Source organism: Paracoccus suum, from assembly GCF_003324675.1.
Taxonomy (GTDB): domain Bacteria; phylum Pseudomonadota; class Alphaproteobacteria; order Rhodobacterales; family Rhodobacteraceae; genus Paracoccus; species Paracoccus suum.
Genome location: NZ_CP030918.1, coordinates 937,742 through 959,314, shown reverse-complemented (window position 1 = coordinate 959,314; position 21,573 = coordinate 937,742). Strand labels below are relative to the sequence as shown.

At 67.0% G+C, this 21,573-nt stretch carries 24 protein-coding genes; 8 read left to right on the top strand and 16 right to left on the bottom strand.

Translation table 11 applies throughout. From position 1 onward, the window contains the following. Position 1: 1 nt before the first annotated feature. Positions 2-862, bottom strand: coding sequence for an ABC transporter permease (locus tag DRW48_RS04625; protein ID WP_241963378.1), 861 nt, complete (start codon positions 860-862; stop codon positions 2-4). Positions 863-1,576: 714 nt separating this feature from the next. Between DRW48_RS04625 and DRW48_RS04620 the strand changes: the two genes are divergently transcribed. Together DRW48_RS04620 and DRW48_RS04615 are read left to right on the top strand one after the other, a co-directional pair. Next, entirely contained in the window at positions 1,577-2,668 is a 1,092-nt protein-coding gene (locus tag DRW48_RS04620; protein WP_241963377.1) for a KpsE/RkpR family capsule polysaccharide export protein, read from the top strand. Positions 2,669-2,672: 4 nt separating this feature from the next. Beyond that, a complete protein-coding gene (locus tag DRW48_RS04615; RefSeq protein WP_114075381.1) occupies positions 2,673-3,398 on the top strand; it encodes an ABC transporter ATP-binding protein in 726 nt (241 codons plus the stop codon). 31 nt (positions 3,399-3,429) lie between these two features. On the opposite strand, the gene DRW48_RS04610 is transcribed toward DRW48_RS04615, so the two are convergent. Further along, the gene (locus tag DRW48_RS04610; protein WP_114075380.1) at positions 3,430-4,833 is read right to left on the bottom strand and encodes a phosphohexomutase domain-containing protein; all 1,404 of its coding nucleotides are present in this window, start codon (positions 4,831-4,833) and stop codon (positions 3,430-3,432) included. A 141-nt stretch (positions 4,834-4,974) separates the two neighbouring features. On the opposite strand from DRW48_RS04610, the gene DRW48_RS04605 reads away from it, so the two are divergent. The 3 genes from DRW48_RS04605 (at position 4,975) to DRW48_RS04595 (ending at position 7,265) form a co-directional block, all read left to right on the top strand. Continuing rightward, a complete protein-coding gene (locus tag DRW48_RS04605) occupies positions 4,975-6,084 on the top strand; it encodes a TRAP transporter substrate-binding protein (RefSeq protein WP_114075379.1) in 1,110 nt (369 codons plus the stop codon). A 108-nt stretch (positions 6,085-6,192) separates the two neighbouring features. Beyond that, positions 6,193-6,615 (top strand): alternative ribosome rescue aminoacyl-tRNA hydrolase ArfB, encoded by a 423-nt coding sequence (gene arfB / locus DRW48_RS04600; RefSeq protein WP_114075378.1) that lies wholly within the window; start codon positions 6,193-6,195, stop codon positions 6,613-6,615. After that, complete coding sequence (locus DRW48_RS04595; RefSeq protein ID WP_241963376.1) at positions 6,612-7,265, top strand: NUDIX hydrolase; 654 nt, start codon at positions 6,612-6,614, stop codon at positions 7,263-7,265. Before arfB ends, DRW48_RS04595 begins: the two co-directional genes overlap by 4 nt. 12 nt (positions 7,266-7,277) lie before the next feature. Here DRW48_RS04595 and pncB read toward each other — a convergent pair whose 3' ends face one another. From pncB to mobA, 7 genes are all read right to left on the bottom strand, one after another. Then, entirely contained in the window at positions 7,278-8,597 is a 1,320-nt protein-coding gene (pncB, locus tag DRW48_RS04590) for a nicotinate phosphoribosyltransferase (RefSeq protein WP_114075377.1), read from the bottom strand. Next, a complete protein-coding gene (gene pncA, locus DRW48_RS04585) occupies positions 8,594-9,202 on the bottom strand; it encodes a bifunctional nicotinamidase/pyrazinamidase (protein ID WP_114075376.1) in 609 nt (202 codons plus the stop codon). The genes pncB and pncA overlap by 4 nt, the downstream gene beginning before the upstream one ends. Before the next feature lie 83 nt (positions 9,203-9,285). Further along, positions 9,286-9,939 (bottom strand): RluA family pseudouridine synthase, encoded by a 654-nt coding sequence (locus DRW48_RS04580; RefSeq protein ID WP_199286158.1) that lies wholly within the window; start codon positions 9,937-9,939, stop codon positions 9,286-9,288. A 3-nt stretch (positions 9,940-9,942) separates the two neighbouring features. Then, entirely contained in the window at positions 9,943-10,578 is a 636-nt protein-coding gene (locus DRW48_RS04575) for a LysE family translocator (RefSeq protein WP_114075375.1), read from the bottom strand. A gap of 39 nt (positions 10,579-10,617) precedes the next feature. Next, entirely contained in the window at positions 10,618-11,070 is a 453-nt protein-coding gene (locus DRW48_RS04570; RefSeq protein ID WP_114077363.1) for a GAF domain-containing protein, read from the bottom strand. A gap of 71 nt (positions 11,071-11,141) precedes the next feature. After that, a complete protein-coding gene (locus DRW48_RS15855) occupies positions 11,142-11,546 on the bottom strand; it encodes a hypothetical protein (RefSeq protein ID WP_162784672.1) in 405 nt (134 codons plus the stop codon). A 139-nt stretch (positions 11,547-11,685) separates the two neighbouring features. Next, positions 11,686-12,312 (bottom strand): molybdenum cofactor guanylyltransferase MobA, encoded by a 627-nt coding sequence (mobA, locus tag DRW48_RS04560; protein ID WP_114075374.1) that lies wholly within the window; start codon positions 12,310-12,312, stop codon positions 11,686-11,688. Between the two features lie 90 nt (positions 12,313-12,402). Here mobA and DRW48_RS04555 point away from each other — a divergent pair, with 90 nt between their 5' ends. After that, the gene (locus tag DRW48_RS04555; RefSeq protein WP_114075373.1) at positions 12,403-12,921 is read left to right on the top strand and encodes a DUF2478 domain-containing protein; all 519 of its coding nucleotides are present in this window, start codon (positions 12,403-12,405) and stop codon (positions 12,919-12,921) included. Then, a complete protein-coding gene (locus DRW48_RS04550; RefSeq protein WP_114075372.1) occupies positions 12,914-13,174 on the top strand; it encodes a sulfurtransferase TusA family protein in 261 nt (86 codons plus the stop codon). Before DRW48_RS04555 ends, DRW48_RS04550 begins: the two co-directional genes overlap by 8 nt. Positions 13,175-13,181: 7 nt before the next feature. On the opposite strand, the gene DRW48_RS04545 is transcribed toward DRW48_RS04550, so the two are convergent. Beyond that, positions 13,182-14,018 (bottom strand): 2-keto-4-pentenoate hydratase, encoded by an 837-nt coding sequence (locus DRW48_RS04545; protein WP_241963375.1) that lies wholly within the window; start codon positions 14,016-14,018, stop codon positions 13,182-13,184. 67 nt (positions 14,019-14,085) lie between these two features. Next, positions 14,086-16,719 (bottom strand): DNA mismatch repair protein MutS, encoded by a 2,634-nt coding sequence (mutS, locus tag DRW48_RS04540; RefSeq protein ID WP_114075371.1) that lies wholly within the window; start codon positions 16,717-16,719, stop codon positions 14,086-14,088. Positions 16,720-16,866: 147 nt separating this feature from the next. On the opposite strand from mutS, the gene DRW48_RS04535 reads away from it, so the two are divergent. Beyond that, on the top strand, positions 16,867-18,033 hold the full coding sequence (locus DRW48_RS04535; RefSeq protein WP_114075370.1) for a nucleotide sugar dehydrogenase: 1,167 nt from the start codon (positions 16,867-16,869) through the stop codon (positions 18,031-18,033). A gap of 9 nt (positions 18,034-18,042) precedes the next feature. Here DRW48_RS04535 and DRW48_RS04530 read toward each other — a convergent pair whose 3' ends face one another. The 5 genes from DRW48_RS04530 to DRW48_RS04510 all read right to left on the bottom strand — a co-directional run bounded on the left by DRW48_RS04530 (position 18,043) and on the right by DRW48_RS04510 (position 21,566). Further along, positions 18,043-18,270, bottom strand: coding sequence for a Trm112 family protein (locus DRW48_RS04530; RefSeq protein ID WP_114075369.1), 228 nt, complete (start codon positions 18,268-18,270; stop codon positions 18,043-18,045). Further along, positions 18,267-18,896, bottom strand: a complete 630-nt coding sequence (locus DRW48_RS04525) for an LON peptidase substrate-binding domain-containing protein (protein WP_114075368.1) — start codon at positions 18,894-18,896, stop codon at positions 18,267-18,269. Before DRW48_RS04525 ends, DRW48_RS04530 begins: the two co-directional genes overlap by 4 nt. Continuing rightward, the gene (locus tag DRW48_RS04520; RefSeq protein WP_199286157.1) at positions 18,896-19,822 is read right to left on the bottom strand and encodes a tetratricopeptide repeat protein; all 927 of its coding nucleotides are present in this window, start codon (positions 19,820-19,822) and stop codon (positions 18,896-18,898) included. The genes DRW48_RS04525 and DRW48_RS04520 overlap by 1 nt, the downstream gene beginning before the upstream one ends. Before the next feature lie 173 nt (positions 19,823-19,995). Then, a complete protein-coding gene (locus tag DRW48_RS04515) occupies positions 19,996-20,787 on the bottom strand; it encodes an exodeoxyribonuclease III (RefSeq protein WP_114075367.1) in 792 nt (263 codons plus the stop codon). Positions 20,788-20,879: 92 nt separating this feature from the next. Next, positions 20,880-21,566: a response regulator transcription factor gene (locus DRW48_RS04510; RefSeq protein ID WP_114077360.1), complete on the bottom strand. Its 687-nt coding sequence runs from the start codon at positions 21,564-21,566 to the stop codon at positions 20,880-20,882. Positions 21,567-21,573: the final 7 nt, after the last annotated feature.

Genomic DNA, 21,573 nt, shown 5'->3' with positions numbered 1-21,573 from the left:
CCTATCGCTCGAGCAGGCGCAGGTGATGACGGTTCAACAGCAGCATGCCGAAGAAGATCAGCACCCCGCTGACTATCAGCACATAGGCGGGGCTGGCGTAGCTGGCATCATAGGTGCCGTAAATGCCGCGTCGCACAAGGGCAACGCAATGCACCAATGGATTGAACCAAAGCACATTCTGGGCCGCCATCGGCATTGAGGAATAGAGGTAGAATACGCCCGAGATCAGGAAAAGCGGTCGCATCAGAATTGACCATATGCGCTCCCAAATCGGGAACTCGAGAAAAAGATAGCAATTCATGACCCCCACCCCGACCGCAAGCAGGGCGGTGAGGACTGCCCCCTCCAGAAGAGCGGGTATGTTCCATACCGTATGCAGGCCGTAAAACAGGTCGATTCCCGTAAAAATCATGCCGCACACGACAATTTGCGTAACGAAATTCAATAGGACGCGCGCGATAAGGGCATCTGTATAGGTTACAGGCGGATACTGTAGAAACGGCCGCGAGAAAGCGATCGAGCGCGCAACCGTTCCTGAGAGCTCCATGTACATGGCGAAAGGCAGGAAACCGCTGGCATAGAACAGCGGGAAGTTGGTGCCGATCGCCGGCGCAGCGAGTGTGATCGAAAAGATGAACGACAACAGGGCAATGCCGGCCATCGGCTCGGCCAGTACCCAGAGGTAGCCCCCGGGGGAGCGGCCGTAGCGGGTCGCGATCTCACGCAGCATCAGCGCCGCGACGATCCGCACCATCTTGAACCTGATCTTGGGCCGCTGGGCGGGGGCGCGCAGGGGCGTCATGACCGCCGCGGTTGGCGGGGTGGTAAGACCGGCGCTGTCGGTAAGGGTCGGCTGGGCCATGGCGTCACGCAAATCTGATCTCTGGCCTTGCGGCAGCCCAGTATGTAACAAGCGGCCACGATTTGAACAAGGAAAGCCGCAGTGGTGAGCCAATCTCCCTCCCCCCGGCCCGAAACCTCGGGGGCGGCCGTAACCGCGGCACCCAGGGTCCAGACCAGTCCGAGCGACAGCGTGCCGGCGGCCGGCGCGGCGATTACCGCCGGCGGCGCGGCGGGTGCTGCCACGCAGCCCGCATCGACTGCTTCCACAGTTCCGGCGCCCCCCATCGCTTCCGCAATGTCGGCAGCCGCGCCCTCACCGGCGACGCCGCCGCAGGCAGCCCCAGCTCCTCCAGCCGCGACTGGGCAACCGACCGCCACAGCCGCGGCGTCGATCCCGCAAGCGACGCCGTCCATCCCTGCTCCGGCTGCTCCCGCACAGCCCGCCCCAGCCCCTCAGCCCGCACCTGCCAAGCCGGCGCCCGCAGCTCAGGCCGCGCCCGCCGAGCCTGTCCCCTCTGCCCCGCCTCGCCCGGCGCCGATCCAACCGGCCCCCGCCGCCGCACAGCCGCCCGTCCCGGCCCGGCCGGCCGCCGCTGCCCAGCCCGCCGTGCGCCAGGTCACCCCCATGCCGCTAGCCGCCGCCCCGCCTGCCATTCCGCCAGCACCGCCGCATGCTGGCGCAGGGGTCCAGCGCGCGCCAGCCGGAAGGGCCCGGCCCAAGTTCCGACACTGGATGCTGATTCTCAGCTTCCTGGTCCTGGTCCTTCTGCCGCTTACTGCATCCGCCTGGTACCTGTGGACACGCGCGCAGGACCAGTATGTCTCGGTCATGGGATTCTCGGTCCGCAAGGAAGACCAGAAAGGCGGGATCGACCTTCTCGGCGGGCTCGGGGCATTCACCTCGTCAGGCGGGGCGTCCGATCAGAACATCCTCTACCAGTTCATCCGCAGCGAGGACATGGTCCGGGCAGTGAACAACACCATCGACCTCAAGGCACGATTCTCGGCCGGCTGGCCTCGGGATTTCGTCTATGCCTATGACCCCTCGGGCACGATCGAGGACCTGGTCAAATACTGGAACCGACAGGTCACCGTCCTCAGCGACGACAAGACGGGCATCATCACCGTCAAGACGGCCGCCTTCTCGCCGCAGGACGCCAAGACCATTGCCGATGCCATCTATGATGCCAGCAGCAAGACCGTGAACCGGCTCTCAGACCAGGCGCGCGAGGATGCCACCCGCTACGCCCGCGAGGAGTTGAACAAGGCCGAACAGCGGGTCGAGGAGGTGCGGGGCCGCATGACCCAGTACCGCACCCGCACCCAGCTGGTCGATCCCAAGGCGGAGTTCGAGAGCCAGATGGGCATCCTCACGCAACTGCAGAGCCAACTTGCCGCGGCACTCGTCGCGCAGGACATGCTGGTCGAGAATGGCACGCTCGAATCCGATCCGCGCTTTGAGCAGGGCAAGAAAAAGATCGGCGCCATCGAGAGCCGCATCCAGCAGGAGCGGGACAAGTTCAGCACGTCGCGCGACGGCCCGGGCGGCGAGAGTTACGCCAAGCTGGTCGCGGATTACGAACAGTTGACCGCCGATCGCACCTTTGCCGAGGCGACCTATACCGCTGCCCGCGCGACCTATGACAAGGCCCTGGGCGAGGCGCAGCGCCAGACGCGCTATCTTGCCGCCCACATCGTGCCCCAGTTGTCAGAGCAGTCGCAGCGGCCGAACCGGCCCATGGTTCTGGCGCTGATGGCGCTGTTCCTGACACTTGGCTGGTCGATCCTGCTGCTGGTCTATTACAGCGTGCGGGACCGCGCCTGATCCGATGATCCGGCTGGAAAACGTCACCAAGGTCTACCGCTCGCGCGGGGTCACCACCCTGGTTGCGGATCAGATCAACGCGACCTTCGCGACCGGCGCCTCGGTCGGGCTGCTGGGCCGCAACGGGGCTGGCAAGTCCTCGCTGATCCGCATGATCTCGGGGACCATGCTGCCAACCTCAGGGCGGATCTGGTCGGACGGCACGATCTCGTGGCCGGTCGGCTTTGCCGCGTCCTTCCACCCCGAGCTGACGGCCGCCCAGAACGTGCGCTTTGTCGCCCGGATCTACGGCGTCGACACCGACGAACTGGCGGATTTCGTGCGCGAGTTCGCCAATCTCGGCCATCATTTCGACAGGCCGTATTACACCTTCTCGTCGGGCATGCGCTCGCGCGTCGCCTTCGGCACCTCGATGGGAATCGCCTTCGATACTTACCTGATCGACGAGGTAACCAGCGTCGGCGATGGCGATTTCCGCCGCCGGTCCGAGGAGGTCTTCCAGGACCGGATGAGCCGCGCGGGCGCCATCGTTGTCAGTCACTCGCTGGCGCTGATTCGGCGCCTTTGCACTCAGGCAGCGGTGCTGCACCAGGCCCGGCTGACCTTCTTTGACGATGTCGAGGAGGCCATCGCGATGCACGAGGATCTGCTGGGCGTGCCGCGATCGCGTGTCATCATGCCGGCCGTCGCGGTGCCTGGGCAGGCTGTCATCACCGCGGACGACGACTGACCGCACCTTTAGGCGGCCAGTCTCCGCGCCCTTAGCCCGCCGCGGTCAGCAGGGCCGCGATTTCGTCGCGGTGGGCTGCAACGGCCGCCGCATCGCCCTTGCCCTCGACATTCAGGCGCACCACCGGCTCGGTGTTCGACTTGCGGATGTTGAACCGCCAGTCGCCGAAATCCAGGCTGACCCCGTCCAGATCGTCCCGCCGCGGTTTCTGGCTGGCAAAGTGATCCACCACACGCGCGATGGCGGCGTCGGGGTCAGCAATGCGAAAGTTTGCCTCGCCCGAGGACGGATAGGCGCGCATCCGCTCGTCCAGCATCTCGGCCAGGGTCTTGCCTTTGCGGCTGAGCAACTCGACCACCAGCAGCCACGGGATCATGCCGCTGTCGGCATAGTGGAAGTCGCGGAAATAATGGTGGGCCGACATCTCGCCGCCGTAGATCGCACCTTCGTCGCGCATCTTGCGCTTGAGGAAGGCATGGCCGGTCTTGCTGACCACGGCGACGCCGCCGGCCTCCTCGATCATGGCGCGCGTGTTCATGATGACGCGGGGGTCGTGAACGATCTTCTCGCCCGGGGATTTTTCCAGGAAAGCCGCGCCCAACAGGCCGACGATATATTCGCCGGGAATGAACCGCCCCGCGCCATCGAAGAAAAAGCAGCGGTCGAAGTCGCCGTCCCAGGCGATCCCGAGATCGGCGCGATTCGCGCGCACCGGGTCCGCCGTCATGGCTTGGTTTTCATCCAGCAGAGGGTTCGGAATCCCGTTGGGAAAGGACGAATCGACCTCATGGTTGATGCGGATAAAAGTCAGCGGCGCGCCGCGTGCCTCGAGCTCCGCCGCGATTGCGTCGAAGGTCGGCCCGGCAGTGCCATTGCCGGCGTTGACCAGGATCTTCATCGGTTTCAGCACCGACACGTCGATGAAATCGACCACCGCCTTGGCATAGGCCGTGCGCGATTCGGGGATCGCGCGGACCTCGCCGACACGGGCAGGGGCGGCAAAACTGCCGGACTGGGCGAGGGCGACGATCGGCGGCAGGTCGGACGCCGGATCCAGTGGCGCGCTGCCTGCCGCGACCATCTTCATGCCGTTATAATCGATGGGATTGTGCGAGGCTGTCACCTCGATCCCTCCATCGGCATCGTAGTGCGGGGTCGCGAAATAGACCTCCTCGGTGCCGGCGAGGCCCAGGTCCAGAACGTCCGCCCCGCCCTCGGTCAGTCCGCGCGTCAGCGCGGCGGCCAGCACGGGCGAGCTTTCGCGGCTGTCGCGGCCGACGACCACAGATTTCGCGCCACGCGCCTGGGCGAAGGCACGGCCGATGCGATAAGCGATGTCTTCGTCCAGTTCACTGCCCAGCTTGCCGCGAACGTCATACGCCTTGAAGCAGGTGATCGTGCGCGGACCTAGGTCGAGTGCGGTCGGAGTGGACATGGGCAAACCTCATCATGGATCACGGGGGACTGGCACCATGTTTGGCATCCCTTTGCAAGCGCCCCGCCTGCAGCCCCCTACCCTCGCCTGGCGAAGGCCGCTAGCCTCGCCAGAGACACATCATCGCCGCGGGGAGGCACAATGGATCGCAGGACCTTTATTTCGACCGCCGGCGTCGGCGGCGCGGCTGCGGCATTGGCCGCGCCGGCCCTGGCGCAGGGCGCGCCCAAGGTGCAATGGCGCCTGACCTCGAGCTACCCGAAAAGCCTCGACACCCTCTACGGCATTTCAGAGGGGCTGGCCGAGCGCGTTTCTGCGCTGACCGACGGCAATTTCACGCTTCAGGTGTTCGCCCCCGGTGAGATCGTCCCGGCGCTGCAGGCGCTGGAGGCGGCGGGCGCGGGCACCGTGGAATGCGCCCATTCGCTGGGCAGCTTCAACATCGGCAAGGATCCGACGTTTGCCTTTGACACCTCGCTGCCGTTCGGCCTGAACACCCGCCAACACAATGCCTGGCTTTTCCAGGGCGGCGGGCGAGAGCTGATCAACGAATTCCTCGTGCCGCATAACGTCTACGCGATTCCGTCGGGCAACACTGGCGCGCAGATGGGCGGCTGGTATCGCAAGGAGATCAACAGCGTCGCGGACCTCTCGGGCCTCAAGCTGCGGATCGCCGGGCTGGGTGGCAACATCCTCAGCCGGCTGGGCGTGGTGCCGCAGCAGATCGGCGGCGGGGACATCTATGCCGCGCTGGAAAAGGGCACCATCGACGCGGCGGAATTCTCGGGTCCGTACGATGACGAGAAGCTGGGGTTCGTAAAAGTCGCGCCCTACTATTACGCCCCCGGCTGGTGGGAGGGGACGGCCAACGTCGGGCTGTTCATCAACCTCGACAAGTGGAAAGGGCTGCCCCCCGAATACCAGGCCGCGCTGGAAACCGCGTCCTCGGCGACGCTGGTCGATTGCCTGGCCAAATACGACGCCCGCAACCCCGAGGCGGTCTACAAACTGGTCGCCCAGGGCGCGCAACTGCGAACCTTCCCCGACGAAGTCATGCAGGCCGCCTATGTCGAGGCGTTCAAGATGTATGACGAAATCGCCGGCAGCAACGAGGCGTTCCGAAAGATCTATGAGCCGTGGAAGGCGTTCGCCGAAAAGGCCCGGACCTGGAACCGGGTGTGCGAATTGCCGTTCGACTACTTCCTGGCAACCAAGATCAACCAGACGACCGAGGCCAAGCCCGCGCCCTGACGGTCGGCAGCAGCGAGTTTTGGGGGTTCCGCAGCCGGGGCGGGGCCCCTGATTTATTTGGGCTATTTGGCCCTTTCACCTGCCGAGTTGCAGACTATCTTCGTTGTCATGTTGAGAATTTCGGAACAGGTGTCCCTGGAGGATTGGGAGCTGTCAGAGCAGTTCACCCGGGCCCAGGGGCCCGGCGGGCAGAACGTGAACAAGGTCTCGACCGCGGTCGAGTTGCGCTTCGAGGCGGAACGCTCGCCCCATCTGTCCGATGCGGTCAAGCGCCGCCTGCGCCGACTGGCCGGGCGGCGCTGGACGCTGGACGGCGCCATCGTCATCCGCGCCGAGGAGACGCGCAGCCAGGTCAGGAACCGCGCCCTTGCGCGCGAGCGGCTGGCAGAACTGGTCCGCGAGGCGCTGGTGCCGCCCGCACCCCGCATCCGCACCCGCCCGACGCTCGGCAGCGTGCGCCGGCGTCTGAAGGCAAAGGCCGTTCGCGGCGAGGTCAAGGTGGCCCGCGCCCGGATCGAGGATGCCGAGTGAGCAAGGGACGGCACCAGGATAAACCGCCCAAAAACGACGCCCGTGCCCCCCAAGCGCACAAGGGCGCCGCGCGCGATGACGTGGCGGTCGTGTACGCAAACGGATCGGCCCAGCCTCCGGCACCCGCGGCCCTGTTGAAAACCCCCAATGCCGCCATCGCCCCCGGCGCGCCGGACATCTCGATCCCCGTCCGACGAAAAAAGCCCGAGACCCAGGTCGCGGCCCTGTGTCTGAACGAGGCGCGTGATCGTGTCCTGCTGATCACCAGCCGCGGGACGGGGCGCTGGGTCGTCCCCAAGGGATGGCCGATGCGCAAGTTCTCGCTGCCCGGAACCGCCTTGCAGGAGGCGTGGGAGGAGGCCGGGGTCGAGGGCGTGGTCGGCCAGACCGAACTCGGCCGGTATCACTATGCCAAGCTGCAGGACCAGGCGTTCGCCATTCCTATCGAGGTCCGGGTGTTTGCGGTAATCGTGCGCCGGCTGAAGTCACGCTTCCCCGAGGCCGGCGAGCGCAAATTGAAATGGTTCCGCCCCGAGGAGGCCGCCCCGCTGGTCGCCGAGGCAGGGCTGCGCGATCTGATCCTGTCGCTGCCGGAACTGGTCACGTCCGGCAGGTTGATGCCCAAGAAGTCGGACAAGCGCCGCAAGTAGAAACGCGGAAACTCAGACCGCCAGGGCGCGACGTTCCTGCGGGCCGACGTCGAACACCTTGCGGTAATGGGCGATCAGGTCGGCCGGGCCGGTCGCCTTTTCGGGATTGTCCGACAGCTTGACGGTCGGGCGGCCATTGGCTGCGACCGCCTTGCAGACCAGGCTGAAAGGCGCCAACCCGTCGCCCTGCACCAGCCCGCGGAAATCATTGGTCAGCAGCGTGCCCCAGCCGAAGCTGACCTTCACCCGGCCATTGAACCGCGCGTGCAGCATGGCGATCTCGGCCACATCCAGCCCGTCTGAAAAGATTACCAGCTTTTCACGCGGATCCTCGCCGCGCGACTGCCACCAGCGGATCGCATATTCGGCAGTCGCGACCGGGTCGCCTGAATCGATGCGGATGCCGGTCCAGCCCGCCAGCCAGTCGGGCGCGCCATTCAGAAAGCCGCGCGTGCCGTAGGTGTCGGGCAGCATCACGCGCAGGTTGCCGTCATGCTCCTCGTGCCAATCGGCCAGAACGCGATAAGGCGCCTGCCGCAGCGCCGCGTCGCTGTCCGTCAGCGCGGCATAGACCATCGGCAGCTCATGCGCGTTGGTGCCGATCGCTTCGATGTCGCGGCGCATCGCGATCAGGCAGTTGCTGGTGCCTGTGAATGCCCCGCCCTGCGAAGCTTCGCCGAGGCCCTCCTGCATGGCCTGCACGCACCAGTCCTGCCAAAGAAAGCTGTGCCGCCGGCGGGTACCGAAATCGGCGATACGCAACCCGTCCAGTTGCCGCAGGGTCTCGATCTTTTCCCAAAGCCGGGTCATGGCGCGGGCGTAGAGTACCTGCAGTTCGAACCGGCCCATGCCCTTCAGCACCGCGCGCGAGCGCAACTCCATCAGGATCGCGAGGGCCGGGATTTCCCACAACATGACCTCGGGCCAGGGGCCCTCGAAAGTCAGCTCGTACTGGCCGTCGCGTTTTTCCAGGATATAGGGCGGCAGGCGCAGACCCTCGAGGAACTCCATGAAGTCGGGGCGGAACATCTGGCGTTTGCCGTAAAAGGTGTTGCCGCGAAGCCAGGTCGACTCGCCCCGCGTCAGGCTGAGATCGCGCACATGGTCCAGCTGCTCGCGCAACTCGCCCTCGTCGATCAGCTCGGCCAGGCGCACGCTGGGGGTGCGGTTGATCAGGCTGAAGGTGACGTTGACATCGGGCCGGTTGCGAAAAACCGATTGGCACATCAGTAGCTTGTAGAAATCGGTGTCGATCAGGCTGCGGATGATCGGGTCGATCTTCCAGGCGTGGTTGTAAACGCGCGTCGCGATATCGACGGCCGGGGTGATCATTTCAGCACCACCCCTTCGGCACGCATCACTGCATCGGCCCGCATCCGGGTCCCGTCCAGGTCGATGGCGCGCGTCGCCTCGGTACGGACCTCGACCGAAAAGCCCAGGCGCACCGCGTCGACCGCGCTCCACGCGACGCAGAAATCATGCGCAAGGCCAACCAGCGTCAGCTGCGTCAGCCCGCGGTCGCGCAGATAGCCGCCAAGGCCGGTAGGCGTCGTGTGATCATTCTCGAAGAAGGTGGAATAGCTGTCGATGTGTTCGCGAAACCCCTTGCGCACGATCATGTCGGCGCAATCCAGCAGCAGATCCGGGTGAAACCGCGCCCCGTCCGAGCCCATGACGCAGTGTCTCGGCCATAGCACCTGCGGGCCGTAGGGCATCGTCGTCACGTCATAGGGCTTGGCGTCGGGGTGGTTGTCGGCAAAGCTGCTATGGTTCGGCGGGTGCCAATCCTGGGTCAGGATCACCGCGTCGAAATCAGGCATCATGGCGTTGATCGGCGCAATAATCTCGTCAGCCCCCGCGACAGCCAGCGTCCCGCCGGGGCAGAAATCCAGTTGCATGTCGACGACGATCAATGCCGTCCCCGTGGTTGCCGTCATCGAATTCCCCCATCGCAATAGGCGAACGTGGCCGCATTTTGCTGCTACCACAAGCCCTGAGGCCGGGGGTTTCGGCCGTTCCGTCAGAAAGGAACAGCTGCCGAAAAGGTCATGTGCTTGCCGCCATCAGGGTGGCGCAGGCGCAAGGATTCGGCATGCAGCATCAGCCGGGCATGATCGTCGCGCGCCGGTCCCTCGGCATATAGTGGATCGCCGAGGATCGGGTGCCCGAGGCTCGCCATATGCACCCGCAGCTGATGGCTGCGCCCGGTCAGCGGGTGCAGGCGAACGCGCGTCTCAGTCTCGCTGGCGCGGATCACGCGCCAGTCGGTCTGGGCAGCGCGGCCGTTTACCGGATCGATCATCTGCCGCGGGCGGTTCGGCCAGTCCACGATCAGCGCCGCATCGACTGTGCCCTGCGGCGGCTCCAACCGGCCGGCGAGGCGGGCGACGTAGGACTTGCGCATGTGCCGGCGCTCGAACTGCAGGCCCAGGTGGCGTTGCGCGTGCGGGGTCAGGGCAAAGACCATGACGCCGGAGGTGTCCAGATCGAGGCGGTGGACCAACAGCACCTCCGGGAAGATTCCACGCAAGCGCTCGATCAGGCAATCGGCGCGGTCCTCGCCCTTGCCCGGCACCGACAGCAGGCCCGCCTGCTTGTCGACGATCAGGATCTCGTGGTCGTGATGCAGGATGCGCGGCGGATCGGCCGGAGGGGCGTAGACGAAAGGCAGCATCGCTTAGCGCAGCACGAGGCGCAGGGCAAGGCCGGCAAACATCACCGCCGCCAGCCGGTTTACCCAGCCCAGGCGCCGCGCCAGTCCCTCGCGCGCGAGGCCTGCGAGGGCACCATAGGCCATGGTCACCAGCGTGCCGGTAAAGGCAAAGATCAGCCCCAGCCCCAGCACTTGCTGCCACACCGGGCCCCATGCGGGATTGGTGAACTGCGGCAGGAACGACAGAAGGAACAGGACGGGCTTGGGGTTCAGCAGGTTACTCAACGCCCCGCGGCCGATCAGCGCGGTGGCCCGCGCCGGGGGCGCATTGCGCAGGCTGACCTCGTCCGCGGGGGGCGCGCGCCAGCTTTTCCACGCCAGCCACAACAGATAGCCCGCGCCGACGAGGCGCACGGCGGTCTGCGCCCCGGGATGTGCGGCAAGTAGCGCCCCGAGGCCGAGCGTCGCCATCGCGACGTGGCACAGTACCCCCAGCCCAACACCAAATCCGGCGAGCATCCCGGCCCGCACCCCGCCGCGAATCCCGCAGGCCGAGGCGAACATCACATCCTGTCCCGGCGCCACGTTCAGCGCGAGGCCCGAGGTGATGAACAGCGCGAGTTGCGCGGTCGGAATGGCCAAGATGGTATCGACGATCATGGCCCACGCATATCCGCCCGGACGGGCTGGCGGCAAGCGTCACAAATGGCCGAAAACCTCGGCTAGAATAGCCTCCAGCGCGACCGCATCAGTGGTGGTAAAGGCACCGGGTCGGTTGCTGTCGATGTCAAAGACGCCGATCAGGCTGCCGCCCGCGCCGGTCACCGGCAGGACTAGCTCGGACCTGGTGCTGCTGGCGCACGCGATGTGGCCCGGAAAGGCGTCGACGTCCGGGACAAGTTGCACTTGGCCGGTCCGCGCTGCGGCCCCGCACACCCCGCGCGAGAAGGGGATGACCAGACAGCCGTGGCCGCCCTGATAGGGCCCGATCTTCAGCATTTCAGGGGCCGTCACGCGGTAAAAACCAGTCCAGTCAAAGCGCTCGTCGCTCTGATGCACCTCGCAGGCCACTGTCGCCATCAAGGCGATGACATCATCCTCGCCCTCGGTCAGGGCGCGGATACGGGCGGCAAGGGCGGGATAATCAACCATGCGCTGCATGGGCCATGAAAAAGCCCCGGCCGCAAGGGCCGGGGCTTTCCACGTCGAGATGGACTGAGGGATCAGTTGCTCGGCGGGGTCGTGGTCGTCGTGGTCGAGCTGGTGTCGGCCGCCGGGGGGGTCGAGGTCGAAGTCGCGTCAGCCGCCGGTTCGGTGGTGGTGGTCGACGTGGTCGTGCCAGTGGCCGGCTCGGTGGTCGTCGTCGTCGTGCCAGTCACCGGCTCGGTCGTGGTAGTCGCCGGGGCGCTGGTGGTCGTGCCAGTGTCCGTGGTCGTCGTCGTGGTCGCGTCATTGCCGCGGCCGAGCAGCCACCACGCCAGAGCAGCGGCAACCAGCAGCGCCAGAATGATCCACAGCAGCGAGCCCGAGCTCTTGGGCTCGACGGTGGTGGTCACGGGGCGCTCAGTCACGACAGTACGCTCGGTGTAGCTGCGCGTGTTGTGCGGGTCGTTGTCGCGATCGGACATGCGTCACTTCCTTCTGATGAAATCGGCGCCTGCCTGTTCGCAGGGCGGATGATCCGTTATGTGCTGCCAACGCCCGGTTTTCGAGGGTGGTTCCAGACAGCGCACCCGCCAAAGCGTATTTCTGCCGATTTTCCAACCCTCAAGCGACGAATTCCCCAGCCCGGGCAAGGTCCTGCGCGGTGTTTATGTTGAAAAATGCGCCGCTTCCGGGCACGTCGAGCGTCTCCATCCCCAGCAATTGCGCGACTGCCTCGACCCGGCGGGTGCCGGCCGCAAGCGCCGCGCGCACGCCGGGGGCGGCGGAAGTCCGCCAAAGGGCAAAGGTCGGCTGCATGCGCGGGGCACCACCGGGGTCGGGCGAACTGATGCCGCGCACCAGGATCACGGCGGCATCGCCACTGCCTGCTGCGCGGTGCGCCAGCATCGCCGCCAGATCGCGCGGAAAGCCGGGCGTGTCCGTGGCGGCGGTGACGATAGCGCCAAATCCCTGCGCCGCCGCCCATTCGAGGCCGGCCAGCACCCCGGCGAGTGGTCCCGGATGCCCTGACAGCGTGTCGGGCAGCACCGGCAGTCCGAGGCCGGCGAACCGCTCCGCCGGGCCGTTGGCACTGATCGCTCGGGCGCAGCCCAGGCGGTCCACGACATGCGCGATCAGCGGCCGGTCATGCAGCACCAGCAGCGCCTTGTCAGCCCCGCCCATGCGCGTGCCCTGCCCCCCCGCGAGGATGATGCCGGCGATGTCCTTGTCATGGATCGGTTGCGTCATCAGGCACCCTTGCGCCGCGCATCGCCGCCCGCAACCCCTGTCGCCGGGCCGCGCCTGCGCCTAGATTGCCTGCGAACGAAGGGACGCTGGATGCTGGGATACCTCGATCAGCCGCGACGCAAGGGCGAGGACGTCGCCGACCGCCTGCTGGCGGACCTCGCGCAGCGCCTCGCGGCCGACGGCGTTCGCCTCGCCGGCGCGGTGCAGGCCAACCGCCCGGCCTCGGGATCCCGACCGGCCGAAATGGTGGCAAAACTGCTGCACCCCGGCGGAGGTGAGGTCGTAATCTCCCAGGCACTCGGTCCGGGCGCGCGGGGATGCTGTCTGGATGCCGAGGGCCTGGAGCGCGCCGCGCAGCAGGCCCGCGACGGGCTCGCCGCTGCGCAACTGGTGCTGCTGAGCAAGTTTGGCCGGCAGGAGGCCGCGGGGCGCGGCTTTCGCGACCTGGTGGCCGAGGGACTGCACCTCGGGCTACCCGTGCTGGTCGCAATCTCTCCAGACGCGGCCGACGCTTTCGCACGGTTTGCCGATGGCCTTGCCGAAGCTGTCGCGCCCGATGCTGCAGAGGGCTGGTGCCGGGCGGCGCTGCAGAATGCCGCCAATGGCTGACAACCCGATCGAAATAGACGCGCGCGATCTGCTGTGCCCACTTCCGGTGCTGCGCCTGCGCCGAGTCCTGAACGGCGCCCCGGAAGCGGCGGAGGTCGTGTTGCTGGCGACCGATGCCGCAGCCATCCTCGACGTGCCGCATTTCTGCGCTGAGGCCGGCCACAAGTTCCTGGGCAGCCGCGATCTGGGCGATGGCGCCCGCGAATACCGGGTGCGCCGCGGCCCTGGCGCCGGACGCACCGCGCAGGCGTGACCCCGGCCTATTCGACCAGCTTGGCCGTCACCTTCATCGGCTTACCGCCGACGCTGTAATCGGCCTCTAGCGTCGCGCCCGCCTTGGCCGGCGTCAGCGCCGAAAGCGAGCCGAGCGAGATCATCATCCCCGGCTTCAGGTCGAAGCGTCCGTCCTTGACTAGCCACAGGACCACGTCCAGCGGATGGCCCAGCAGCATCTCGCCCTTGCCCTGCGCAACGCTGGCGCCATCGGCCTTCAGATCCACCGTCAGGGCCGCCAGATCGGCCACAGGATCGGCCAGATCGGCCATCGGAACGCCCGGGCCGACCACGCCACGCCATGGCATCACCCCATAGGCCGTCATCAGCGCGCCGGTCGGTTTGACCCCTTCGGGCAAGGCCATGTCGGGGAGTTCGATGAATGGGCGCACGTCCTGCAGCGCCTTGGCAACGTCCTCGCGAGTCTTGGCCTGCATGATCGCGGGATCGGCCACCGTGACGATCAGATCGGCCTCGTAGAACGGCGCGCGGCTGCCCTTCATCGGCACCTCTGCACCGTCCTCGAGGATCATCGGCGCGTAAAGCGCGCCGGCCGCGGGCGCCGTCACGCCGAACTTTTCCTGCGCGGGTTTCGAAGTGAAGCCGACCTTCACCCCGACAGGCGCGCCCATCGCCGCGTCCAGTGCGGCGCGATAGGATTTGTAGGCGCAGTCGGCGTCCTCGATCGAGGTCAGTCCGGGGTCGGGAAGGCGCTGCCCCTCCATCCAGCCCTTGGCGGCGGCCTGCATCGCCTCGGGCGCCGGGCAGGTGGCAAAGGCGGGCGCGGCCAGCAGGGTTGCGGCAATCGTGATGCGGATCAGCATATCGGGTCCTCCCTGCAAGGCAGGCTGGGCGCGCTTGCAGATTCCCGCAACTGATTTTCTCGGCGACTCATCCTGCCGCGGTCAGGCCCTTCAGTTCATAAAGCAGGTCGAGCGCCTCGCGCGGGGTCAGGCCATCGGGCTGCACCCCCTCCAGCCGTGCCTCGACGGCCGAGGGGCGCGCGACGGGCGTCGGGGGCGCTGGCGGCGCGGCGCGGAACAGCGGCAGATCGTCGATCAGCGCAGCGGGCCGGGCACCGCCCTCGCGCCCCCCCTTTTCCAGTGCCGCCAGGATTTCGCGCGCGCGGTCCACCACGGCGGCAGGCAGGCCGGCCAGCCGCGCCACCTGCACGCCATAACTGCGGTCCGCCGCCCCTTTGCGGACCTCGTGCAGGAAGATCACGTCGCCCTTCCACTCGCGCACCGCCACAGTCGCGTTCTCGACCCCCGGCAGGCGGGCAGAGAGGCTGGTCATCTCGTGATAATGGGTTGCGAACAGCGCCCGGCAGCGGTTGCTGGCGTGCAGATGCTCCAGCACCGCCCAGGCAATTGACAGCCCGTCCCATGTCGCAGTGCCGCGGCCGATCTCGTCCAGGATGACCAGTGCCGCCGCATCGGCCTGATTGAGGATCGCCGCAGTCTCGACCATCTCGACCATGAAGGTCGAGCGGCCGCGCGCCAGATCGTCAGCCGCGCCGACGCGGCTGAAAAGCTGGCTGACCAGCCCCACATGCGCCCGCCGCGCCGGCACGTAGCCGCCCGCCTGCGCGAGAATGGCGATCAGCGCGTTCTGGCGCAGAAAGGTCGACTTGCCGGCCATGTTCGGGCCGGTCAGCAGCCAGATCGCCGGCGTCTCGCCCGTCGTCAGGGCGCAGTCATTGGCGACAAACGCCTCGGCCTTGCGCTTCAATGCGCGCTCGACAACCGGATGGCGGCCGCCCTCGATGACAAAGGCGCGGCTGTCGTCGACCTGCGGCCTGCTCCATCCCTCGCCCGAGGCGAGGTCGGCAAAGGCGGCGGCGACGTCGACCTCGGCCAGAGCACGCGCCGCCTGCCCGATCGGCCCTGAGGCGCCCAGAACGGCGGCGGTCAGACGGGCAAAGATGCCGCGCTCGATCTCCAGCGCGCGGTCGCGGGCGTTGAGGATGCGGGTCTCCAGCTCGGACAGCGCGACGGTGGTAAAGCGCACGGCATTGGCAGTGGTCTGGCGATGGATGAAGCGCGCCGACAGCGGCGGCGCCAGCATCCGCGCCGCATGGGTCGCGGTCGTCTCGATGAAATAGCCCAGCACGTTGTTGTGCTTGATCTTCAGAGCCGGGATGCCGGTCTCGTCCGCATATTCGGCCTGCATGCCGGCAATGACCCCCCGGCCCTCGTCGCGCAGCCGTCGGGTGTCGTCGAGGTCCGGATCATGACCCGACGCGACGAAGCCGCCATCGCGGGCGAGCAGGGGCGGCTCGGCCACCAGGGCGTCCAGCATGTCGATGAGCACCTCGTGCCCACTCAGCGCGGTGGCCGCATCGGCCAGCACGGTGACCGCGTCCTCGCCCAGCAGCGCGGCGACGGCAGTTGCCGCCTCCAGCCCCGCGCGGATGGCCCCCAAATCACGCGGCCCGCCCCGGTCCAACGCGAGTCGCGACAGCGCCCGGTCCATGTCCGGCGCACGCGCGAGGGCTGCGCGCAGGTCCGCCGCCAACCTCGGGTCAGCCAGCAGATGGGCCACTGCCTCCTGCCGGGCATGGATCACCGCCAGATCGCGCGAGGGCGCGCTGATGCGACGCTCGAGCAGGCGCGCGCCAGCGGCGGTCACGGTTCGGTCGATGGCGGCCAGCAGGCTGCCCTCGCGACCGCCAGACAGCGCCTGCGTCAACTCCAGATTGCGACGGGTTGCGGCATCGATCTGCATCGCGCCGCCCGCCGCCTCGCGCGCCGGCGGGGCGAGGCGCGGCATGCGGCCCTTCTGGGTCAGCAACAGGTAATCGGCGATCGCACCCATCGCCGCCAATTCCGGCCGCTCGAAGCTGCCAAAGCCGTCAAGCGTCTCGACCGCATAGATTGCCGCGAGCCGCCGCGCCCCGGCCGCCGAGTCAAAACTGCCGGGTGCGAGTTCGGTCAGCGCCGCGCCAGCTTCGGCCGCGACATCGTCAAGCCGCGCACCGGCGCACACCAGCAATTCGCGCGGGGCCAGCCGCGCAAGCTCGGGCGCGAGGCGCACGAGCGGACACGGCATCACGCGCAGCGCCCCGGTCGAGATATCGGCCCAAGCCAGCGCCCCCTCGCCCCGGACCTCGGCAAAGGCAGCGAGGAAATTGTGCCGCCGCGCCTCGAGCAGGCTTTCCTCGGTCAGGGTACCGGGCGTGACCAGCCGCACGACATCGCGCGCCACGACCGATCTGCTGCCGCGTTTTTTCGCCTCGGCCGGATCCTCGATCTGCTCGGCAATGGCGACGCGAAACCCCTTGCGGATCAAGGTCAGCAGATAACTTTCTGCGGCATGGACCGGCACGCCGCACATCGGGATCGGCGCGCCCGCATGGGTGCCGCGCTTGGTCAGGGCGATGTCCAGGGCGGCTGCGGCGGCGACCGCGTCCTCGAAGAACATCTCGTAGAAATCGCCCATGCGATAGAATAGCAGCGCGCCGGGATTGGCGGCGCGTATGCCCAGATACTGGACCATCATCGGGCTGGGGGTGTCGTCGGACATGCGGTCGGATGCTCACGCGCGGGGGCAGCGATTCTTGTAGGGCAGGCGCCGGCGCCGGTCCATCGCGTGTGCGCGGGCCAGATGCGGGCTGGCACTGCCCCGCGGCTTGCGCGCATAAGAAAGCGCGAAACCACGGGGCGGAACGCCATGAAGATCGCAGTCATCGGCCTCGGCTATGTCGGCCTTGCCAATGCGCTGATGCTGGCGCGCCATGCCAGCGTGACAGCACTGGACATCAACCCCGACCGGGTGGCGGTGCTGAACGCCGGGCGCGCGACGGTCGAGGACCCGGACGCCGGCCCCTGGCTGGCGCGCGGCGGCCTCGATCTGACGGCCACCACGGACCGCGACGCGGCCCTGCACGGGGCCGAGGTCGTGCTGATCGCGACCCCGACCGATTACGACCCGGCGTCGAACCGCTTTGACACCACTTCGGTCGAAAGCAGCATCGAGGCCGTGCGTGACGCGGCGCCGGGGGCCGCCATCGTCATCCGCTCGACCATCCCGGTCGGGTTCACCGAACGGATGCGGGCCCGCCATGGTACCGACCAGATCCTTTTCACCCCCGAGTTCCTGCGCGAGGGGCGCGCGCTGCACGACAGCCTGAACCCGTCGCGCATCATCGTCGGCGAGCGTGGGACGGCCGGCCAACGGATCGCCGACCTGCTGCTGCGGGGGGCGGATCGCACGGACGTGCCGGTGATGCTGACCGGGCCGACCGAGGCCGAGGCGATCAAGCTGTTCTCTAACACCTACCTCGCGATGCGGGTCGCGTTCTTCAACGAACTCGACAGCTATGCCGAGGCGCGGGGCATTGCCTCGGCCGAAGTGATCCGCGGCGTCGGCAGCGACCCGCGCATCGGCAATCACTACAACAATCCCAGCTTTGGCTATGGCGGTTACTGCCTGCCCAAAGATGCAAAGCAATTGCTGGCAAACTACGACCAGGTACCGCAAAACCTGATCGCCGCCATCGTCGAGAGCAACCGCACCCGCAAGGACTTCATCGCCGAGCAGATCATCGCCCGCAAACCGCGCGTGGTCGGCATCTACCGTCTGGTAATGAAGGCCGGCAGCGACAACTTCCGCCAGAGCTCCATCCAAGGGGTGATGAAACGGATCAAGGCCAAGGGCATTCAGTGCATCGTTTATGAGCCGGTGCTGGACACGCCCGATTTCTTTTACTCGCGCGTGGTCAACGATCTGGCGGCCTTCAAGGCCGAGGCGGATATTATCCTGGCCAACCGCATGACCCCCGATCTGTCGGACGTGGCAGGCAAGGTCTACACCCGTGATCTGTCGGGCGAGGACTGACGGCGCGTCCTAGTCGGCCTTCAGCTGGCGCGCCTCGGACACCAGCATGATCGGGATGCCGGCGCGGATCGGGAAGGCCAACCCGATGGCGTCGGACACCAACTCGGACTGGGCAACGTCATAGCGCAGCGTGGTGTGGCTGACCGGACAGACCAGCGCCTCGAGCATATGGCGGTCGAAGGTCGGCGCGCGCCGGGCTTCGGCGTCAGGGGTTTCGGGATGCGGAGCATCGGTCATTGCAGCGTCTCCTCGCGGGCGCCGCCGTGCAGCGCAAATTCGATCAGCCCGTCCAGCAATTCGCGCCGTTTGGCCAAGGTCGGCGCCTCCAGCAGGGCCTGCTTTTCCTCGACATCCAGCGGCAGCAGCATGGCGAGGGCGTTGACCAGCATCTCGTCGTTGGCCTCCTCGGTGACGTGCCAGTCGGTCGAAAGATCGCGAACCTTCATGTAGCGTTGCAGCCGCGACAGGAACGCCGCACGGTCGAAGCGGGCATCCTCCTCGCAGGTGCTGGACAGGTCCGGGGAAAAGCCGGTCCAGTCCACGCGCCCGCGCAGATAAGGAAGGAACCCCTCCTCAACCTCGCCCAGGCGAAAGCGCGACACCGCCTTGAGCGAGATCATCATCCGCCCGTCTTCCATCTCTGAAAAGGCGGCGACGCGGCCCGCGGTGCCGACGCGCGCCATGCCCTCGCCAATCGGCTGGATCATTCCGATCAGGCGGTTGCCGGACTTCAGCGTGTCCTCCAGCATCTGCAGATAGCGCGGCTCGAATATCTGCAGCGGCAGGCGGGCGCGCGGCATCAGCACCGCGCCCGGCAGCGGGAACAGCGGCAGCGTCGCCGGCAGATCCGCGAGCCGCGCCATCAGACGAAATAGAGCGAAGACAGCCGCCGGCGCCCCTTCAGGGCGATCGGGTCGCTGGGGCCAAGGGCGTCAAAGATGGTGACCAGTTGCGCCTTGGCGGCCCCGTCGTTCCACTCGCGATCCTGACGGAAGAGGTCTAGCAGCTGGTCGACCGCAGCCTCGGTCTGGCCCGCAGCATGTAGCGCCGTCGCATAGTCGAGGCGGGCCTGGTGGTCGGCCGGATCGGCCGCGACCCGCGCTTCGAGGTCGGACAACGGTCCAGCCTTCTGGGCCTGCTGCGCCAGGGCCAGCTGGGCGCGCGCGGCCTCGACCGGGGCCGCGGCAGTAATCTTTGCCGGCACCTTGGCCAGCGACAGCGCCGCCGCGTCGGGCTGGCCGGCGGCCAGTTGCGCGCGGACCAGACCACCCCAGGCGGGGGCATTTTCCGGCTCTTCGCCGATGACCGCCTGGAAAGTCTCGGCGGCATCGTCGAACGCGCCCTCGGCGAGCATCGCCTCGGCCGCCTCCAGCGCGGCGCCAAGGCCGCCATCGTCGCCGCCAAGCGCGATCAACTTGTCGACGAATGCCTTGATCTGGCTGGGCGGGATGGCGCCCTGAAAGGCGTCGACCGGCTGGCCTTGGAAGAAGGCGAACACAGCCGGGATGGACTGCACGCGCAACTGACCGGCGATCATCTGGTTTTCGTCGACATTGACCTTGGCCATACGCACGCGGCCCTTGTGGCGCGCGACCTCGGCCTCGAGTTGCGGGCCGAGAGTCTTGCACGGGCCGCACCAAGGTGCCCAGAAATCGACGATCACCGGAACCTGCATCGAGGCGTCGATCACCTCGGCCATGAAGGTCGCTTCGGACACGTCCTTGATGAAATCGGCGGCCTGCGGCCCTGCCGCCGCATCGGGTGCGTTTCCCGAACCTTGCAAAATCATCTTGCTGGTCTCGCTTCTGATGGTGTCTCGGCGCAAACGCCGGTCGGCTGGCAATATGGGACCTTGGGCGCGCGCATGAAAGGGGGCGCGATGCCGGGTTCGTGTTCGGTCGCGGCGCGATGCGTGTGCGGTTGCGGTTGCGGGACCGCAAGTCGGATCGTCCAGTTGCCCGCTCAGGGGGCGAGGTCGAATCGGGCGAAGACCGGAACATGATCGCTTGGCCCTTCCCAACCCCGCACATCGCGCAGGATACGGCTGGAGTGGCTGGCGCCGGAAATATCCTGCGTCGCCCAGATATGGTCCAGGCGCCGGCCCCGGTTGGCCGCGGCCCAATCGCGGGCACGATAGCTCCACCAGCTGAAGAGCGGACCAGTGGGAATGTCCTTGCGCGTGACATCGACCCAGCCGCCGGCGTCCTGCGCGGCGCCCAGATGCTCGACCTCTGTCGGCGTGTGGCTGACGATCTTCAGCATCTGGCGGTGATTCCAGACGTCATCCTCGCGCGGGGCAATGTTCAGATCGCCGACCAGGATCGAGCGTCCCGGCCGGTCGGCATGGAATGCGTCCCGCATGTCGGTCAGGAAATCCAGTTTTTGCCCGAACTTGACGTTGACCGTGCGGTCCGGCTCGTCCCCGCCGGCCGGGACATAGACGTTGTGTATCACGACCCCGCCGGGGAGCCGTGCTGCGACATGCCGGGCATGGCCAAGGCGCGCATAATCGCGGTCGCCCGCATCCTCGATGGGGATGCGCGAGATGATGGCAACGCCGTTATAGCCCTTTTGCCCGCGCGCCACGATCCAATGATAGCCGAGGGCGTGAAACACCTCGGCCGGGATTTTGTCGACCGGGGATTTGCATTCCTGCAGGCACAGGATGTCGGGCGCCTCGTCCGCCAGCAGGCGGCAGACCAGTTGCGCGCGCAACCGGACCGAATTGATATTCCAGGTGGCGAGGGTGAACATGGGTCAGGCTGGTATCCAGCGGGGCAGCACTTGTCCACCTCGGGTGTCCTACCTAGGCGAGGGCCGGGGCGCGAACCCCGGCCCGGCAAGCGTCAGGCGACCAAACGATAGCCGCCGCTTTCGGTAACCAGCAGCCGAGCATTGCTGGGGTCCGGCTCGATCTTCTGGCGCAGGCGATAGATATGCGTCTCCAGCGTGTGGGTCGTGACGCCGGCGTTGTAGCCCCAGACCTCGTGCAGCAGTACGTCCCGCTGCACGACACCATCCTGCGCGCGATAGAGGAACTTGAGGATGTTGGTTTCCTTCTCGGTCAGGCGGATCTTGCGCTCTTTCTGATCGATCAACATCTTCATCGCCGGCTTGAACGTATACGGGCCCAACTGGAAAACGGCGTCCTCGGACTGTTCATGCGTGCGCAGTTGCGCGCGCAACCGGGCCAGCAGAACCGGGAACTTGAACGGCTTGGTGATGTAGTCGTTGGCGCCGGAGTCGAGGCCGAGGATCGTATCGGCGTCGGTATCGTGCCCGGTCAGCATGACCACTGGGCATTTCACGCCCTGCTTGCGCAGGCGCTTGCACAGCTCCCGCCCGTCCGTGTCGGGCAGGCCGACATCGAGGACGACCAGATCGAACAGCGCGCCCTTGGATTTTTCGACCGCCTCGGCGCCGCTGCCGGCCTCGAAGACATCAAAGTCCTCGGTCGCGACCAGTTGCTCGGCCAGCGCCTCGCGCAGGTCTTCCTCGTCGTCCACCAGCAGGATCTTTTTCAGACCAGCCATCTTGCTT

What these genes read in the sequence shown, in the direction of transcription:
- DRW48_RS04625 (WP_241963378.1), bottom strand. Translation starts at nt 862, where the DNA reads ATGGCCCAGCCGACCCTTACCGACAGCGCCGGTCTTACCACCCCGCCA.
- DRW48_RS04620 (WP_241963377.1), top strand. Translation starts at nt 1,577, where the DNA reads ATGCTGATTCTCAGCTTCCTGGTCCTGGTCCTTCTGCCGCTTACTGCA.
- DRW48_RS04615 (WP_114075381.1), top strand. Translation starts at nt 2,673, where the DNA reads ATGATCCGGCTGGAAAACGTCACCAAGGTCTACCGCTCGCGCGGGGTC.
- DRW48_RS04610 (WP_114075380.1), bottom strand. Translation starts at nt 4,833, where the DNA reads ATGTCCACTCCGACCGCACTCGACCTAGGTCCGCGCACGATCACCTGC.
- DRW48_RS04605 (WP_114075379.1), top strand. Translation starts at nt 4,975, where the DNA reads ATGGATCGCAGGACCTTTATTTCGACCGCCGGCGTCGGCGGCGCGGCT.
- arfB (WP_114075378.1), top strand. Translation starts at nt 6,193, where the DNA reads ATGTTGAGAATTTCGGAACAGGTGTCCCTGGAGGATTGGGAGCTGTCA.
- pncB (WP_114075377.1), bottom strand. Translation starts at nt 8,597, where the DNA reads ATGATCACCCCGGCCGTCGATATCGCGACGCGCGTTTACAACCACGCC.
- pncA (WP_114075376.1), bottom strand. Translation starts at nt 9,202, where the DNA reads ATGACGGCAACCACGGGGACGGCATTGATCGTCGTCGACATGCAACTG.
- DRW48_RS04580 (WP_199286158.1), bottom strand. Translation starts at nt 9,939, where the DNA reads ATGCTGCCTTTCGTCTACGCCCCTCCGGCCGATCCGCCGCGCATCCTG.
- DRW48_RS04575 (WP_114075375.1), bottom strand. Translation starts at nt 10,578, where the DNA reads ATGATCGTCGATACCATCTTGGCCATTCCGACCGCGCAACTCGCGCTG.
- DRW48_RS04570 (WP_114077363.1), bottom strand. Translation starts at nt 11,070, where the DNA reads ATGGTTGATTATCCCGCCCTTGCCGCCCGTATCCGCGCCCTGACCGAG.
- DRW48_RS15855 (WP_162784672.1), bottom strand. Translation starts at nt 11,546, where the DNA reads ATGTCCGATCGCGACAACGACCCGCACAACACGCGCAGCTACACCGAG.
- mobA (WP_114075374.1), bottom strand. Translation starts at nt 12,312, where the DNA reads ATGACGCAACCGATCCATGACAAGGACATCGCCGGCATCATCCTCGCG.
- DRW48_RS04555 (WP_114075373.1), top strand. Translation starts at nt 12,403, where the DNA reads ATGCTGGGATACCTCGATCAGCCGCGACGCAAGGGCGAGGACGTCGCC.
- DRW48_RS04550 (WP_114075372.1), top strand. Translation starts at nt 12,914, where the DNA reads ATGGCTGACAACCCGATCGAAATAGACGCGCGCGATCTGCTGTGCCCA.
- DRW48_RS04545 (WP_241963375.1), bottom strand. Translation starts at nt 14,018, where the DNA reads ATGCTGATCCGCATCACGATTGCCGCAACCCTGCTGGCCGCGCCCGCC.
- mutS (WP_114075371.1), bottom strand. Translation starts at nt 16,719, where the DNA reads ATGTCCGACGACACCCCCAGCCCGATGATGGTCCAGTATCTGGGCATA.
- DRW48_RS04535 (WP_114075370.1), top strand. Translation starts at nt 16,867, where the DNA reads ATGAAGATCGCAGTCATCGGCCTCGGCTATGTCGGCCTTGCCAATGCG.
- DRW48_RS04530 (WP_114075369.1), bottom strand. Translation starts at nt 18,270, where the DNA reads ATGACCGATGCTCCGCATCCCGAAACCCCTGACGCCGAAGCCCGGCGC.
- DRW48_RS04525 (WP_114075368.1), bottom strand. Translation starts at nt 18,896, where the DNA reads ATGGCGCGGCTCGCGGATCTGCCGGCGACGCTGCCGCTGTTCCCGCTG.
- DRW48_RS04520 (WP_199286157.1), bottom strand. Translation starts at nt 19,822, where the DNA reads ATGATTTTGCAAGGTTCGGGAAACGCACCCGATGCGGCGGCAGGGCCG.
- DRW48_RS04515 (WP_114075367.1), bottom strand. Translation starts at nt 20,787, where the DNA reads ATGTTCACCCTCGCCACCTGGAATATCAATTCGGTCCGGTTGCGCGCG.
- DRW48_RS04510 (WP_114077360.1), bottom strand. Translation starts at nt 21,566, where the DNA reads ATGGCTGGTCTGAAAAAGATCCTGCTGGTGGACGACGAGGAAGACCTG.